The 17,576-nt window shown below is 71.5% G+C and carries 1 protein-coding gene; it reads right to left on the bottom strand.

Features of this window, described 5'->3' with window-relative positions:
• Positions 1-9 precede the first annotated feature (9 nt).
• On the bottom strand, positions 10-17,568 hold the full coding sequence (locus ACWDNU_RS16430; protein ID WP_449669439.1) for a non-ribosomal peptide synthase/polyketide synthase: 17,559 nt from the start codon (positions 17,566-17,568) through the stop codon (positions 10-12).
• Between the last annotated feature and the right edge of the window lie 8 nt (positions 17,569-17,576).

The following is a 17,576-nucleotide window of genomic DNA, read 5'->3' as shown; positions in this document are numbered from 1 at the left end:
GGGGAGTCCTCACGATTCCAGTTCTGCGGCAAGGCGTTCCAGCTCGCTGAGCACGAGGTCTTCGACGGTTTCGGCCAGCGCCGCGACGGTGCGCGCGGCCAGCACGTCGGCCGGGGTGAGCCGGACGTCGAAGAGCGCGCTCGCTTTGGCGGAGATGTGCAGGCTGCGCAGCGAATCGCCGCCGAGGGCGAAGAAGCTGTCCCGCGTGCCGACCCGGTCCGCGCCGAGCACCTCGGCCCAGATCCCGGCGAGCGCGCGCTCGGTCTCCGTCCTCGGTTCGACGTGTCCGGTCTCCGCCGCCCGCGGCGCGGGCAGTGCGCGCCGGTCGAGTTTTCCGTTGGCGCTCACCGGAAGCCGGTCGAGCGCGACGAACACCGACGGCACCAGGTAGTCCGGCAAGGACCGGGCCAGGAACTCCCTGAGCACGTTTTCTCCGGCCGCCGACACGACATAGGCGACCAATTGCTTCGCGCCGGGCTGGTCCTCGCGGACGAGCACCGCGGCCTGCGCGACGTCCGGATGCTTCGCCAGCACGGCCTCGACCTCGCCCGGTTCGACCCGGAACCCGCGCAGTTTGACCTGGTCGTCGCGGCGGCCGAGGAATTCCAGCGTGCCGTCGGGCCGCCAGCGGACGAGGTCGCCGGTGCGGTACATCCGCTCCCCCGGCGGGCCGTCCGGGTCGGCGACGAACCGGTCCGCGGTCAGCCCCGGCCGGTCGCGGTAGCCCCGGGCGAGGCCCGCGCCGGCCAGGCACAGCTCGCCGGGCACGCCGGGCGGCACCGGGCGCAGGTCGGCGTCGAGCACCCGGGCGCGGGTGCCGTCCAGCGGGCGGCCGATCGGGATCCGGTCCGGCGGTGGCGCGTCCATCGGATACGCGGTGGCGAACACCGTCATCTCGGTCGGGCCGTAGCCGTCGACGATCCGCAGCCCCGGGCACGCCGCCAGCACCCGCCGCACCGCCTCCGCCGGGACCACGTCGCCGCCGGTCCAGACCTCGCGCAGACCGGTGAAGCACTCCGGCGTTTCCTGGGCCAGGATCCGGAACAGCCCGGCGGTGACCCACACCGCGGTCAGGCCGTGCTCTCGGACGAGGCCGCGTAACAGCGGCGCGTCGAGGCCCGCGTCTGGGCTGGTGACGACCCAGCCGCCGGTGAGCAGCGGCACCCACAGCTCGTAGGTCGCGGCGTCGAACGCCAGCGGCGAGTGCAGCAGGACCCGTTCGTGCGCCCCGCAGCGGAACCGGCGGTCGGCGGCCAGCGCCGCGACGTCGCGGTGGCGCACCACCACGCCCTTCGGGACCCCAGACGAGCCGGACGTGAACATCACGCAGGCCGCCTGATCCGGGTCGACGGTGATGTCCGGATCGCTGTCCGGCTCGTCGTCCACAGAGGACAGCAGAACCGTCTGGGCGAGCGGATGTTCTTCCGCCGCAACAATGAATCGGACGCCGTCGAGGAGCACTCGCTGCCGTTCGATCGGCGCCCGCGCGTCGATCGGCAGGTACGCGCCGCCCGCCTTGGCCACCGCCAGTTCGGCGACCACCGCGGCCGCGTGGTCCACGGCGAGCCCGACCGGTTCCTCCGGCCGCAGCCCGAGCCCGGCGAGCCGGTTCGCGAGCCGGTTGGCCCGCCGGTTCAGCTCGGCGTAGGTGACCGGTTCGCCGCCGAGCACGGCGGCGAGGGCGTTCGGCCGGACGCGGACCTGGTCGGCGAACAGATCGGGCAGCGACCGGGGTTCCGGTTCGCCGCAGGTGCCGGCCCGTTCCGCAAGCAGCTGGATCTCCGCCGCGGTGATGACCGGGACGTCGCCGAGCGCGCGGTCGCCGTCGGCGGTCAGGCCGGTGAGGATTTCCAGCAGCCGGGCGGCCAGGTCCGTCACCGTCTCGGGGTCGAAGAGCGCCGGGTCGTAGCCGACGTCCACCGACAGCTCCGAACCGGGCGAGGCCACCACGGTGACCGGGAAGTTCGTCGTCTCCCGGGCGGACAGGTCGCGCACGGTCAGGCCGTGTCCGGCCGCCGCTCCGGTGATCGGGTAGTTCTCGAACACCACCAGGCTGTCGCACAGGTTCACGCCGCCCGGCAGGCCCGCCCAGCCCTGGACCCGTGCGAGCGGGACGTGCCCGTGTCCGCGCGCTTCGGCCTGCTCCGCTTGCAGCCGCGCAAGCCAGTCCGCGACGGGAACACCGCGGTCCACAGTGACCCGCACCGGCAGGGTGTTGATGAAGATGCCGGGAATGTCGTCCACTCCAGGCACGTCCGCCGGACGGCCGGACGCGGTCGCGCCGAAAACGACGTCGTTCTGTCCACTGTAGACCGACAGCAGCAGCGCCCACGCTCCCTGCAGCACGACGTTGTGGGTGAGGCCATGGCGTTTGACGAACGCGTCCAGCCGGGCGGTGGCGGACCGGTCCAGGCGCACGGGCAGCCACTCGGCCGAGCACGGGGCGTGGCCGGACGGCGGGGTCCGGTCGCTCGGCAGCTGCGTCGGGCCTTCGACCCCGGCGAGTGCGGTGCGCCAGAACTGTTCGGCGGCGGCCTCGTCGTGCTCGCCCAGCCAGGCGAGGTAGTCGCGGAACGGCGGCCGGGACGGCAATGGCTGCCCGGCGTAGGCGGTGCAGACGTCCGAGAGGATCTGGAAGACGCTCCAGCCGTCGAGCAGGACGTGGTGGAACGTCCACAGCACCAGGACTTCCGTGTCCGAAAGCCGCGCGAGGGCGACGCGCGCCAGCGGGACGACGGCCAGGTCGAGGCCTTGCGCGCGGTCTTCGGCGAGCAGCCTTGCCAGCTCCGTTTCATGCCCGTCGAGACCGGTCCAGTCGAGGTGCTGGACCGGCAGTTCGGCTTCGCGGTGCACGACCTGGACCGGTTCGTCCACGCCGGTCCACACGAAGGAGGTGCGCAGCACCGGAATCCGGTCGACGACCTGCTGCCACGCCTCGCCGAGCCGCTGCGGGTCGGTGACGCCTTCGAGTACGAAAGTCGCCTGCTCGAAGTACATGCCCTGCGCGGTCTGCGACAGGCCGTGGAAGACCATCCCGCCTTGCATCGGCGTCAGCGGGTAAATGTCCTCGACGTTCCGGCCTTCGACTAGCTGGTCCACTCCTGCCTGGTCGAGTGCGGCGAGCGGGAAGTCGGACGGAGTGCGTCCGCCCGCGTTCGGTTCGGCGCAGTGCGCGATGATTTCCCGCAGCGCCACCAGCATCTGCTCGGCCAGGGATTCCACGGTGTCGCCGACGGTGGCGTGGGACCAGGTCAGCTCCAGAACGCCCGCTTCGACCCGGCCGACGACGTCGAGCACGTGGGTCCGGGGCGCGTCCGGGTCGACGTCGGCGTCCAGGCTGCCGACGCGGAACAGCCCGTTTTCGGGGGTGCTGAACTGGCCGAGGTAGTTGAAACTCACCTGCGGATCGATCGCCGGTGCGGTGCCGGTCAGGTAGCGCAGAGCGCCGTAACCGATGCCCCGCCGCGGAACCGCGCGCAGCTGTTCCTTGACCGCCTTCAGCGCGCGACCCCAGTCGTCCGGGACGTCGAGCGCGACCGGGAACATGGTCGTGAACCAGCCGACCGTCCGGGACAGATCGATCCCCTCGAACAGGTCTTCGCGGCCGTGGCCTTCGAGGTCGATCACCGGGATCTCGCCGGTCCAGTCCCGCAGGACGCGGCCCAGCGCGGCCAGCAGCACGTCGTTGACCTGCGTCCGGTAGACCTCCGGGACGTCCTGCAGCAGCGCGCGGGTTTCCTCGGCAGTGAGGCGGACGGCGACCTCGCGGGTGTCGGCGATGACGCCCGGGGCGCTTTGCCGCACTGGTGGCAGAGACTTCCAGTGGGCGAGTTCGTCGTCGAAACCGCCTGCCTCGGCGTGTTCGGCGAGCCGCCGGGACCAGGCGAGGAACGACGTCGTCTTCGGTTCGAGGTCTTCGCCGCGGTAGGCGGTTTCCAAGTCCTCCAAGAGAATCCGCCACGAAACGCCGTCGATGACCAGGTGGTGCGCGGCCAGCAGGAGCCGTCGCCCGTCGAGGACCGCGTTCAGCAACGGACCCCGCTTCAGATCGAACTCGGGCTCGCCGACGAGCAGTTCCACCGGTCCGGCCGGATCGCTGTGCTGAGCTTGGTCGAACCGCAGGCGCAGGGCGTCGTGGTGCTCCCAGACCACCTGCAAGGCCCGGCGCAACGCTGGTTCGTCGACGTCCTCGGCGAACTCCAGCACCACCCGCTGGTCGAACCGCTCCGGCTGGGTCTCGAAGTACCAGCGCTGGATCGGCGTGAGCGGCGCTTCGCCGACCACCGGGCCTTGCTCGGCTTTCGGCCCGTGATCGCCGCCCGCGTGCGCGGCCAACGCGGCCAGCGTCGGATGCCGGAACACCTCGTGCGGCAACAGGATCAGCCCGGCCCGGCGAGCCCGGGAGACGACCTGGATGCTGAGGATCGAGTCGCCGCCGAGTTCGAAGAAGTTCGTCTCGGCCCCGACGTCCTCGACGCCGAGCACCTCGGACCAGATCCCGGCCAGGACCCGTTCGGCCTCCGTCGCCGGGGCCGTGCGGGCGCCGCTCGCGGCGAAGTCCGGGGCGGGCAGGGCGTGCCGGTCGAGTTTTCCGTTGCCGGTCAACGGCAACCGGTCAAGCCGGACGAACGCGGCCGGGACCAGGTAGTCCGGCAGGGTCTGCCCGAGGAACGCGGGCAGCTCGTCCGCGTCGCCGGTGTAATAGGCGACGAGCCGCTTGACGCCGTGGTCCTCGCGGGCCAGCACAGCGGCCTGGGAGATCCCGGGATGCGCCGCCAGCGCGGCCTCGACCTCGCCGGGTTCGATCCGGAACCCGCGGATCTTGACCTGCTCGTCCACGCGGCCGGCGAAGTCCAGTTCGCCCTGCGCGGTCCAGCGGACGAGGTCGCCGGTGCGGTACATCCGCTCCCCCGGCGTCCCGAACGGATCGGGCAGGAACCGCTCGGCGGTCAGTCCGGGAGCGCCGTGGTACCCGCGCGCCAGGCCCGCGCCGGCGAGGTGCAGTTCGCCGAGCGCGCCCGGCGGCACCGGCCGCAGGTCCGGGCCGAGGACGTAGGCCCGCGTGTTGTCCAGCGGTTTCCCGATCGGCACGACATCCGGGACCGGGCCGAGCACCGGGTGCGACAGCGCGAAAGTCGTCGTCTCGGTCGGGCCGTAGACGTCCACGACAGTCGTGTCCGGGCAGGCTTCCCGCACTTGTCGCACGGCGGCCGACGGGACGGCGTCGCCGCCGGTCCAGACTTCCTGCAGGCCGCGGAAGATCTCCGGTGCTTCGCGGGCCGCGAGCCGGAAGAGGCCGGTGGTGAGGAAGGCGGCGTTGACCCGGTGCTCGGCGAACAGGCGGCCGATGGTCTCCAGATCGAGGTCTCCGGGCGGGGCGACAACGACCGTGCCGCCGCCCAGCAGCGGCACCCAGAGTTCGTACGTCGAGGCGTCGAAGGCCTGGGACGCGTGCAGCAGGATCCGGTGGTGCGTCGCGAACCGCCGGTCCGCCGCGAGTGCCACGATGTCGCGGCGGCTGGGGGCGACGCCCTTCGGCTTTCCGGTCGAACCCGAGGTGTACATGACGTACGCCAGGTTGGCCGGGTCTGCCTTCGGGAGCCGCACGGCCGCGGTTTGGTCGCCGGGCACGACGATGGGTCCACTGTGGACCTTGCGCGCGGTATCGCGCCAAGCGTCGTCGGTGACCAGGATCTTCACGCCGGACAGGAGGGTCTTGAGCCGCGGCTCGGGGGCGCGGGTGTCCAGCGGCAGGTAGGCGGCGCCGGCCTTGACGATCGCGAGTTCGGCGACGATCAGCCCCGGCGAACGGTCCATCAGCACGCCGACGAGCGTTTCCGGCTGCGCGCCGAGCGACACCAGGTAGCGGGCGAGCCGGTCGGATCGCCGGTCCAGCTCCGCGTAGGTCAGGCGGATTCCGTCGCCCGCCACCGCGACCGCTTCCGGTGCTTGCCGGACCTGCTCGGCGAACAGTTCGGCCAGGTCGCCTTCCGGGAGCGGTTGGCTGGTGTCGTTCCAGTCGTGGAGCACCTGCTGCCGCTCGGCCGTCGTGAGCAGGTCGATGTCCTCCAGCGATCCCAGGCCCGCGCTGAAGGCGTCGAGCACGGCGAGGAGCTGCCGGGTGATCCGCTTGGCGGTTTCGGTGTCGAACAGGTCCGGGTCGTAGCCGACGTCGAGCGTCAGCTGCTCCCCCGGCGACGCGACGACGCTGATCGGGTAGTTCGTCGTCTCGGCGGCGTCGACGTCGCGCAACCGCAATCCGGGAGTGGACGCGTTGTCGATCGGATAGTTCTCGAAGACCACGATGCTGTCGAAAAGGCTTCCGCCGCAACCACTCCACGCCTGCAGCTTGGTCAGCGGAAGGTGGCCGTAGCGGCGGGATTCGACCTGCGCGGACTGCAGCTGAGCCAGCCACTCCGTCACGTCACCCCCGGTCACGGTGGTCCGCACGGGCAGGGTGTTGATGAAGATGCCGGTGATGTCGTCCGCGCCGGGCAGATCGACCGGACGACCGGAAACCGTGGTGCCGAAGCAAACGTCGCGCTCGCCGCTGAGCCGGGCCAGCACCAGCGCCCACGCGCCCTGCAGGACGGTGTTGAGCGTGAGACCGGCGCGGCGCGCGAAGTCCCGTAGCCGTCCCGAGTTCTCGACCGGCACGCGCAGCCATTCCGACGACCGACTCGTGTGCGCCTGCGCCGGAGCGCGGTCATACGGCAGCCGGGCCGGTGCTACGAGACTGCCGAGCTCGCGCCGCCAGTGCTCCTCGGCCGCGGCGTCGTCCTGTCGGTCCAGCCAGGCGACGTAGTCACGGAACGGCGGCCGCTCGGGAAGCCCGGCGCGGGCGTAGGCGGCGAAGACGTCGGACAGCACGCCGAAGACGCTCCAGCCGTCGAGCAGGACGTGATGGAACGTCCACAACACTCGGACTTCGGTGTCCGACAACCGCGCGAAAGCCAGACGCAGCAACGGCATTTCGGTGAAGTCGAGCCCTTGGGCCCGGTCGGCGGCGAGCAGGTCCTGCCACGCCTGGTCGCGCTCGTCCGGCGTCCGGCCGCGCCAATCGTGCCGGGCGATCGGGACCGCGACCTGCCGCTGTACGACCTGGACCGGCTCGGGCACGCCCTCCCAGGCGATCCGCGTCCGCAGCACCGGCGTCCGGTCGACTACCTGCTGCCAGGCCCGTTCCAGCGCGGCCAGATCAGTTTCGCTACGGACGCCGTCGAGCACGAAGCCGACCTGCTGGAAGTAGACGCGTTCGCCGGGCTGGGACAGCGCGTGGAACACCATCCCGGACTGCATCGGCGTCAGCGGGTAGACGTCCTCGACCTCCCGGCCGTCGCCGACCAGATCGTCCACAGTGGATTGGTCGAGTGCGGCCAGCGGGAAGTCCGACGGTGTCCGGCCGCCCGCTCCCGGCTCCGCGCAATGCCGGATGATCTCGCGCAGCGCAGTGGTCATCGCGGCGGCGAGGGTGTCCATAGTGGAGCGATTGTGGACGCCTTCGGCGTAATACCAGGTCAATTCCAGCTCGCCGGTCTCGACGCGGCCGACGACGTCGAGCAGGTGCGCGCGAGCCGAGCGCGGGCTTTCGTCGGAATCCAGCCGGCCGGAGCCGAACTGTCCGAGATAGTTGAAACTCACCTGCGGGTCGATCTCCGGCGCGGCACCGGTCAAGTACCGCAACGCGCCGTACCCGATCCCCCGGCGCGGCACCGCGCGCAGCTGCTCCTTGACGGACTTGAGCGCCGCGCCCCAGTCGTCCGGGACGTCCAGCGCCACCGGAAAGACCGTGGTGAACCAGCCGACCGTCCGGGACAGATCGACGTCGTCGAACAGCTCCTCGCGGCCGTGGCCTTCCAAATCGACCACGGGCGTCCCGCCGGTCCAGTCGCGCAGGACGCGGCCGAGCGCGGTCAGCAGCACGTCGTTGACCTGCGTGCGATAGGCCTTCGGGACATCGCGCAGCAGCGCGCCGGTCTCCGCCGCGGACAGCCGGACGGTCACCGAACGCATCGAAGCGACAGTCGCGTCGCCTCGGCCGTCGACCGGCACCGTGGTCCGCCCGGACACGCCCCGCCAGTAGCCGAGTTCGTCGTCGAATCCGCCTGCGGCGGCGTGCTCGGCGAGCCGGATCGCCCAGTCGCGGAAGGACGTCGTGCGCGGGCCGAGATCGATCGGTTGGCCTTCCAGCACCTGGTTGTAAGCGCGTTCGAAGTCCTCGATGAGCACGCGCCACGAGACGCCGTCGACCACGAGGTGGTGCACGGAAAGCCGGTCCTGGTCGAAGCTGACCAGCGGGGTCTCGGCACCGACCGGGCCGTTCTCCTGCAGCCAGTGGGTTTCGCCGCGGGCGAAGCGCATCCGGAGCGCGTCGTGGTGCGTCAGCAGCGCCTCGACGGCCGCGCGCGCCGCGTCCGGATCGACAGTGCCCAGCCGGACGAACTGGTGGAAATGGTCCGGCTCGGCGGTTTGCGTCGCGAAGAACCAGCGCTGGATCGGGGTCAGCGGCACCGGACCGTGGACCGGGCCGCGTTCGATCGCCGCCGTCGCGGTGCGGGCCGCGGTGGCGAGCGCGGCCGGGGTGCGGTGCGCGAAGAGGTCGCCGGGCTGCAGTTCCAGCCCGGCCCGGCGAGCGCGCGAGACGACCTGCATGCTGAGGATCGAATCGCCGCCCAGCTCGAAGAAATCGTCCGTCGCGCCGACGCGGTCCACGCTGAGCACGTCGGCCCAGATCTCCGCGATCGTGCGTTCGCGCTCGGTCCGCGGCGCGACGTGGTCCCGCGCGCCGAACTCGGGCGTCGGCAACGCCTGCCGGTCGAGCTTCCCGTTGACGTTCACCGGGAACCGCTCCAGCCGGACGAACGCGGCGGGCACCATGTAGTCCGGCAACGTCTGGCCGAGGAATTCCGCCAGGCCGCCGGTTTCGCCGACGACGTAGGCGACCAGGCGCTTCACGCCGCCGTCCTCGCGGGCCAGCACGGCGGCCTGCTCGACGCCGGGGTGCTCGCCGAGCGCGGCTTCGATCTCGCTCGGCTCGACGCGGAAGCCGCGGATCTTGACCTGCTCGTCGGCGCGGCCGACGAATTCCAGCGCGCCCTCGTCGTTCCACCGCACCAGGTCGCCGGTGCGGTACATCCGCTCCCCCGGCGGCCCGAACGGGTCCGCGACGAACCGCTCGGCGGTCAGCCCGGACCGGCCGAGATAGCCGCGCGCCAGTCCCGCGCCGGCGATGTGCAGCTCGCCGGGCGCACCGGGCGGGGCGAGCCGGAGGTCGTCGTCGAGTACGTACACGCGGGTGTGGTCGAGCGGCCCGCCGATCGGGACGACGTCCGGGATCTCGCCGGGCAGCGGGTGCACGGTCGCGAACGTGGTGGTCTCGGTGGGGCCGTAGACGTCGGCGACCAGGGTGTCCGGGCAGGCCGCCTGCACCCGGCGCAGCGCGGCCGCGGGGACGGCGTCGCCGCCGGTCCAGACTTCCCGCACGCCCGCGAAGACCTCCGGCGATTCCTGCGCGACCAGCCGGAACAGCCCGGTGGTAAGGAACGCGCCCGTCACGTCGTGCGTGGTGAGCGAGCGGCCGAGCGTCTCGACGTCCACGTCTCCCGGCGGGGCCAGCACGACGGTGCCGCCGTTGAGCAGCGGGACCCACAGTTCGTAGGTCGCGGCGTCGAAAGCCTGTTGCGAGTGCAGGAGAATCCGGTCGTGCCGGGCGAACCGCTGGTCGATGGCGAGTGCCACGACGTCGCGATGCCGTGCCGAAACGCCCTTCGGACGGCCGGTCGAACCGGAGGTGTAGATGACGTACGCGAGCTGCTCGGGATCGACGCGGACGGCTGGCGGCGTGTCCGTGGCACCGCTTTCGCCGGTGATGATGGTGCCCGTGTGGACCTCCTCGGCGGTGGCCAGCCACGCCGCGTCGGTTACTACGATGTTTGCTTCAGCCTCTTGCACGAGCAGCCGCAACCGTTCGGCCGGAGCACGCAGGTCCAGCGGCAGGTAGGCACCACCGGCCTTGATGATCGCCAGTTCCGCGACGACGAGTCCCGGCGAGCGGTTCATCAGGACGGCGACCCGGTCCTCCTCCTGGATGCCTGCCTCGATCAGCCGATGCGCCAGCCGGTTCGCGCGGACGTCGAGCTCGCGGTAGGTGATCTGCTCGTCGTCCGTCACCAGCGCGACGGCATCCGGAGTGCGGCGGGCCTGGGCCTCGAACAGCTCCGGCACCGCCTTGGCCGGGAGCGGACGGGCGGTCTCGTTCCGCTCGGCGAGCAAGTGCTTGATCTCGTTCTCGGACAGCATCGGCACCCGGGACACCGGCCCGTGCGGTGCCGCGATCATGCCCCGGACCAGCGCTTCGAGGTGCGCCGCGAGCCTTGCCGCCGCGGCGTCGCCGATCCGCGCGGGGTCGTGCGTGAGGATCATCGACAACCGGCGTCCGGGGTAGGCGACGACGCCCAGCGGGTAGCTGGTCCGCTCGGCCGCGCGGACGTCGCGCAGCTGCGACACCTCGTCGATCGGGTAGTTCTCGAAGACGACGATGCTGTCGAACAGGCTGCCGCCGCCGCTCCACGCCTGCAGCTTGGTCAGGCCGACGTGCCCGAAGCGACGCGATTCCGCTTGTGCTGCTTGAAGATCGCGCAACCAGTCCGCGACCCCGCGCGTGCCGTCGAGCCGGACCCGCACCGGCAGGGTGTTGATGAAGATGCCGGGAATGTCGTCCGCACCGGGCAATTCCGCCGGGCGGCCGGACACCGTCGCGCCGAAGCACACCTCGGTTTCGCCGCTGTAGCGCGCCAGCAACGCGGCCCAGGCACCTTGGACGAGGGTGTTGACCGTCAGCCGATGTCGCCGCGCGAAGGCGTAGACGGCTGTTGACGTCTCGTCGTCCAGTTCCACCGCGATCCGGCCGGTCGAACTCGACGTGTGCGTGCGGACGGCCGGACGTTCGAGGGGCAGCGGAGTCGGCGTCACTCCGGCGAGTTCGGTTCGCCAGTGTTCCTCGGCGCGCTCGTCGTCTTGGGCGGCGAGCCAGGCGGCGTAATCGCGGAACGGCGGGCGGACGGGCGGTTCTTCGCCGCGCAGCAGGGCGACGACGTCGGAGAGGATGCCGAAGACGCTCCAGCCGTCGAGGAGGACGTGGTGGAAGGTCCAGAGGACGCGCACCTTCGTGGCGGATTCCCGCGCGATGACCAACCGCGCGAGCGGGGCCTGGGCGAGGTCGAATCCTTCGGCCAGGTCTTGCGCCAGCAGCTGTTCTAGCGCTTGTTCCGGGTCCACAGTGGACCAGTCCAAGTAGGACACGGGCAGTTCGACAGCGCGCTGCACCACTTGCAGCGGCTGAGGAACGCCGTCCCACACGATGCGGCTGCGCAGGATCGGAGTCCGCTCGACAATCCGTTGCCACGCCTCGCCGAGCCGCTGCGGATCCGGGACCTCGTCCACCGTGAACGAAACTTGTTCGAAGTAGACCCGGTCGCCGGGCTGGGCGAGGTCGTGGAACACCATCCCGGCCTGCATCGGCGTCAGCGGGTAGATGTCCTCGACGTCCCGGCCGTCGCCGACAAGCGCGTCCACTCCTGTTTGGTCGAGCCCGGCCAGCGGGAAGTCCGACGGCGTCCGGCCGCCCGCTCCCGGCTCCGCGCAATGCCGGACGATCTCGCGCAGCGCCTCGGCCATCGCCGTGGCCAGCCGGTCCACAGTGGACTCCTCGTGGACGCCCTCGGCGTAATGCCACGCCAGCTCCAGCTCGCCGCCCTCAACGCGACCGACGACCTCCAGCAGGTGCGGACGGACAGTGTCCGGCGCGACGTCCAGCGCGAGTTCGCGGTGCAGGGTCAGGCCGCCGGGCAGGTCGAACTGGCCGAGGTAATTGAAGCTCACCTGCGGTTCGATCACCGGCGCCGACCCGGCCAGATACCGCAGCGCGCCGTAGCCGATCCCCCGTCGCGGGACCGCGCGCAACTGCTCCTTGACCGCCTTCAGCGCCGCGCCCCAGCCGTCCGGAACGTCCAGCGCCACCGGGAACACGCTGGTGAACCAGCCGACCGTCCGCGACAGGTCGACGCCGTCGAACAGCTCCTCGCGGCCGTGCCCTTCGAGGTCGACGACCGGCTGGCTCCCGGTCCAGTCCCCCAGCACCCGGCCCAGCGCGGCCAGCAGCACGTCGTTGACCTGTGTCCGGTAGGCCTGCGGCACCTGGCGCAGCAACGCGTGCGTCTCGTCCGCGGTGAGCCGGGCCGTGACGACGCGCGCCTGGCCGAACGTGTTCTCCGCCGTGCCGTCGACCGGCAGCGGTGTCGGCGCGGGCAGTTCCCACCAGTGCGCGAGTTCGTCGTCGAAGCCGCCTGCTTCCGCGTGCTCGGCCAGCTTTTGCGCCCACTCGCGGAAGGACGTCGTCCGCGGGCCGAGGTCGATCGGTTCGCCGCGCACGGCCTGCTGATAGCCGCGGTCGAGGTCTTCGAGCAGCAGCCGCCACGACACGCCGTCGACCACCAGGTGGTGCGCGGCAAGGTGCAGCGTCCGCGGCTCGCCGGACAGCGACCACCGCAGGAGCGTGTGCCCTTCGCCGACAGCGGCATTGTGCTGATGCCAAGCGTCGCGGTCGTGGCTGAACCGCATCCGCAGCGCGTCGTGCTGCTCGGACAACGCGGCCAGCGCGGAGATCAGCGCGGTCAAGTCGACGTCAGCGGGGAGTTCGACGGCGATCGTCTGGTCGAAGCGGTCCGCGCCCAGGCCGAAGAACCAGTGCTGGATCGGGGTCAGGACGACGTCGCCGCTTTCCGGGCCGCGCGCGGCGACCGCCGTGGCCTCGCCGACGGTCGGGGCGAGTGCCGCGATGGTCTGGTGGCGGAACAGGTCGGCGGTGGTCACGCTGAGCCCCGCTTGCCGGGCGCGGGCGCTCACCTGGATGCTCAGGATCGAATCGCCGCCGAGGGCGAAGAAGTTGTCGTCCACGCTGACGCGATCGAGACCGAGCACGTCGGCCCAGATCCCGGCGAGCACTGCCTCCCGTTCGGTGCGCGGGGCGACCGTCCGCTCGCTGGACGTCCGCGGCTCCGGCAGAGCGCGACGGTCGACCTTGCCGTTCGCCGTAAGCGGCAGCCCGGCCAGCGGGACCAGCACCGACGGCACCATGTAGTCCGGCAGGGTGCGGGCGACGGCCTGGCGGAGCGCCTCGGTGTCCACCGTTGCCGGGACCACGTAACCGACCAACTGCTTGCGCCCGCCGATGGCCCGGATGGTCACGAACGCCTGGGTCACGTCTTTTTCTGCCGCCAGGGCGCGTTCGATCTCGGCCGGTTCGACGCGGAAGCCGCGGATCTTGACCTGGTCGTCCACGCGGCCGAGGAATTCGAGCGTCCCGTCGGTGCGCCAGCGGGCGAGGTCGCCGGTCCGGTACATCCGGTCCCCCGGATTGCCGAACGGGTCGGCGACGAAGCGGTCCGCGGTCAGGCCCGGCTGGTCGAAGTAGCCGCGCGCGAGCCCGGCTCCGGCGACGCACACCTCGCCGGCCGCGCCGCGCGGCAGCAGGCGGAACCGGTCGTCGACGACGCGGATCCGGACGTCCCGCAGCGGCGTGCCGATCGGGATGACGTCGGGGACCTCGTTCGTGATCCGGAAGGAGGTGGCGAAGGTGGTGGTCTCGGTCGGGCCGTAGCCGTCCACGACGGCGATGCCGGGGCAGCTGTCGAGGACCCGTTGCACGGCGGGCGGCGGCACGACGTCGCCGCCGGTCCAGACCTCGCGCAGCCCGGCGAAGCATTCGGGCGTCTCCTCGGCGAAGAGTCGGAAGAGGCCCGCGGTCAGCCAGAGTGCAGTGATTTCCAGCCGTTGGATCACCTCGGCGTCCAGATCGCCGGGCGGCGCGACGACCACGGTGCCGCCGTTGAGCAGCGGCACCCACAGCTCGTAAGTGGAGGCGTCGAAGGCGAGCGGAGAATGCAGCAGGACTCGCTCGTGGCCTGCGAAGCGCGGGTCGGTCGCGAGTGCCGTGACGTCCGCGTGCCGCACGGCCACGCCCTTCGGGACGCCGGTGGAGCCCGACGTGTACTCGACGTAGGCCAGGTTCTGGCCGCTCAGCGTGATTTCCGGTGCGGCGGAAGGCTCGTCGACGTCCTTGACGACCAGCGACGTTCCCTTGTGGACAGTGACGGCGGTGTCGTGCCAGGTGTCGTCGGTGAGTACCAGCGACACTCCGTCGAGGACGCGGCGCAGGCGATCGGCCGGAGCCCGCAGATCCAGGGGCAGGTAGGCCGCGCCTGCCTTGAGGATCGCCAGCACGGCCACGACGAGGTCGGCCGAGCGGTCCAGCAGCACGCCGACCCGCTCCTCCGGCCGGACGCCGCGCCGGATCAGGTGCCGCGCGAGACGGTTCGCCCTCGACTGCAGCTCCGCGTAGCTCAGGCTGGTGTCGCCGCACACCACGGCTGGGGCGTCCGGACTTTGCTCGGCGCAGCGGTCGAACAGCTCCGGAACTGTCTCGGCTCGCGCGCTTTCGGGCAGTCCTGGCAGCAAAAACCGGCGGTCCTCGGCGGTGAGCAGCGGGAGATCGCCCACCGGCCGCGCCGGGTCGGCGGCGATCCCGGTGAGCAGCACCTCCAGGCTCGACGCGAGACGTTCGATGGTCGCGTCGTCGAAGAGCGCGGTGGCATATTCGACGGTGACGCGCAGGCCGTCGGGTCGCGGCCAGAACTCCACCACCAGGTCAAACCGCGCCGAAGGCCGGGGCAGCGCGTACTCGCTGGCCTGCAGCCCGGCGACCGTGCGCTCCGACACCAGCGGGCGTTGCAGGACGACGACGGCCTGCACCAACGGCGTCCGCGACGGATCGCGTTCGGGCTGGACTTCCTCCACCACGCGGTCGAACGGGACGTCGCTGTGCGCGAACGCGGCCAGCACGGTTTCGCGGAACTCGGCCAGGAACCGGTCGAACGGCTGTGCACCGTCCACTGAGGACCGCAGCACGAGCGTGTTGACGAAGAATCCGGTCAGCGGCTCGAGTTCGGCCCGGTCGCGGCCGGACACCGCCGTGCCGACCGCGACGTCGCGCTGGCCGCTGTAAGCAGCCAGGACCGTCTGGACGGCCGCGGTCAGCGTCATGAACAACGTCGCGCCCTGCGTTCGGCCTGCTTCGGCGACCCGGCGGACCAGGTCGGCGGGCAGGTCGTGCCGGTGCACCGCGCCTTCCGTGGTGCGCTGCGGGGGCCGCGGACGGTCGGTCGGGAGCGCGAGCGGTTCGAGGCCGTCGAGGGTCTCGCGCCAGTAACCGAGCTGGTCGAGACGTTCGGACGCCAGCCGCCACCGGGTGTAGTCCTGGTAGCCGAGCGGCAGCGGGGGCAGGGTCTTGCCGCCGTACAGGTCGAGAAGTTCGTCGGTGAGCACGGCGATCGACCGGCCGTCCGTGACGATATGGTGCTGGCACACCACAAGCAGGTGCGCGCCCGGCTCCGACGGGAACAGCACGGCTCGGGTCAACGGTCCCGTCCGCAGGTCGAACGGCGCACTCAATTCGGTCTTCAGCACGTCGTCGTCCGGGACGGAATCCGCTATCCTCAACGGGATTTCCCCGGTCGGCGCGATTCGCTGCATCCCTTGCCCGGCAACGGAATCGAACGTCGTGCGCAGCGATTCGTGCCGGGCGCACAGGGCAGCCAACGCCGTGCGCAGAGCGGCGAGGTCAAGCGGGCCGGACAGGCGGATCCCGACGCCGGTGTTGTATTCGGAGCTTCCGCCGGTCATTTCGTCGAGGAACCACAACCGCCGCTGCGCCGGGGACAGCGGAAGCAGCTCCGTCGGCGACGCGACCGGGATCGTCTGCTCGGCTCGCGGGCCGTTTTCCAGGTGCAGCGCGAGCTTTTCCACACTGGGCGCGTCGAACAGCGCCCGTGCCGAAAGATCCGCGCCGAACGCCCGGCGCAAGCGGGACAGCGCCTGCACCGCCAGGATCGAATCACCGCCCAGGGCGAAAAAATCGTCGTCCACGCCGATCCGGTCCAGGCCCAGCACCTCGGCGAGGATCTCGGCGACCGCGCGTTCGATGGCCGTCCTCGGCTCAGTCCCGGCGTCCGCCGATTCCGCCGACGGCGCGGGCAGGGCTTTCCGGTCGACCTTTCCGTTGGCGCTCAAGGGAAGCTCGTCCAGCACGACGATCGCCGAAGGCACCTGATAGTCCGGCAATACCGCCGCGACAACGGCTTTCAGGTCTTTTCGCGGCGCATCCGGCACCAGCACGACGTACGCGACCAGACGCTTCGTGCCCGGCCCGTCCGCCCGCGCGACGACCACTGCCTCCGCGACGGTGTCGTCCGCGGCGAGCACAGTCTCGATTTCGCCGAGTTCCACCCGGAAACCGCGGATCTTGACCTGGTCGTCGGTGCGGCCGAGGAATTCCAGCTCGCCCTCGTCGTTCCAGCGGACCACGTCGCCGGTGCGGTACATCCGCTCGCCGGGCACGCCGGGGTCGGCGACGAACTTCTCCGCCGTCGCCCCGGGACGCGCCCAGTAGCCGCGCGCGAGCCCGGCGCCGGCCAGGTGCAGCTCGCCGGGTGCCCCGGGAGCGACCGGATTCAACGCGTCGTCCAGCACATACGCGCGGACGCCGTCCAGCGGGCGGCCGATCGGCATCGCCTGCACATCCGCCGATTGGGCCGCGTGAGCCGTCGCGAAGGTGGTGGTCTCGGTCGGGCCGTACCCGTCGACCACGGTGACGCCGGGGCACGCGCGCAGCACCCGCCGCACCGCGCCGGCCGGGACGACGTCGCCACCGGTCCAGACCTCTCGCACGCCCTGGAAACAATCCGGCGCTTCCTGCGCGACGACCCGGAACAGGCCCGCCGTCAGCCAGACCGCGCCGACGTCGTACCGGGAGATGACCTCGCGGAGGCTCTCGACGTCGAGGTCTCCGGGCGGCGCGACCACGACGGTGCCGCCGGTCAGCAACGGCACCCACATCTCGTAGGTCGAGGCGTCGAAAGCGGCCGGCGAGTGCAGCAGCACCCGCCGATGCGCGTCCCCCGCGAACCTCCGGTCAGCCGCGAGCGCCGCGACGTCCCGATGCCGGACCGCGACTCCCTTGGGCTTGCCGGTCGATCCGGACGTGTGCACCAGATAGGCCAGGTTGTCCGGATGCATTGCCACCGTGGGGAAATCCGCTTGCGGCAGCGGCCTTCCGAGTACCGCGATCTGTCCACTGTGGATTTCCGCCGCGCGGACCGGGTCGTCGGTCAGCAGCACCGTGACCCCGGCTTCGACGAGCAGCGTCCGCGACCGGCTGTCCGGCGCGCGCCGGTCGAGCGGCACGTACGCGCCGCCGGCGGCGACCACGGCCAGTTCCGCGACGACCAGCTCGGCCGACCGCTGCGCCAGCACCCCTACCCGGTCCTCCGGGCGCAGCCCCAGCCGCAGCAGGTACGCGGCCAGCCTGCTCGCCGCGTCGGCCAGTTCGGCGTACGTCAGCCGGGCCGCGCCGTCCACGGCGAGCGCGTCCGGAGCCTTTCGCACCTCGGCCGCGAACAGCTCCGGCAGGGTGGCGGTCGCGTCCGGTTCGGCCGGGATGTCTTGGGCGGTCATCGTTTCGC

The organism is Amycolatopsis sp. NPDC003676 (genome assembly GCF_053587275.1).
Note: the sequence above shows the minus strand (reverse complement) of the source record. Positions and strands in the feature narration are given on the sequence as shown.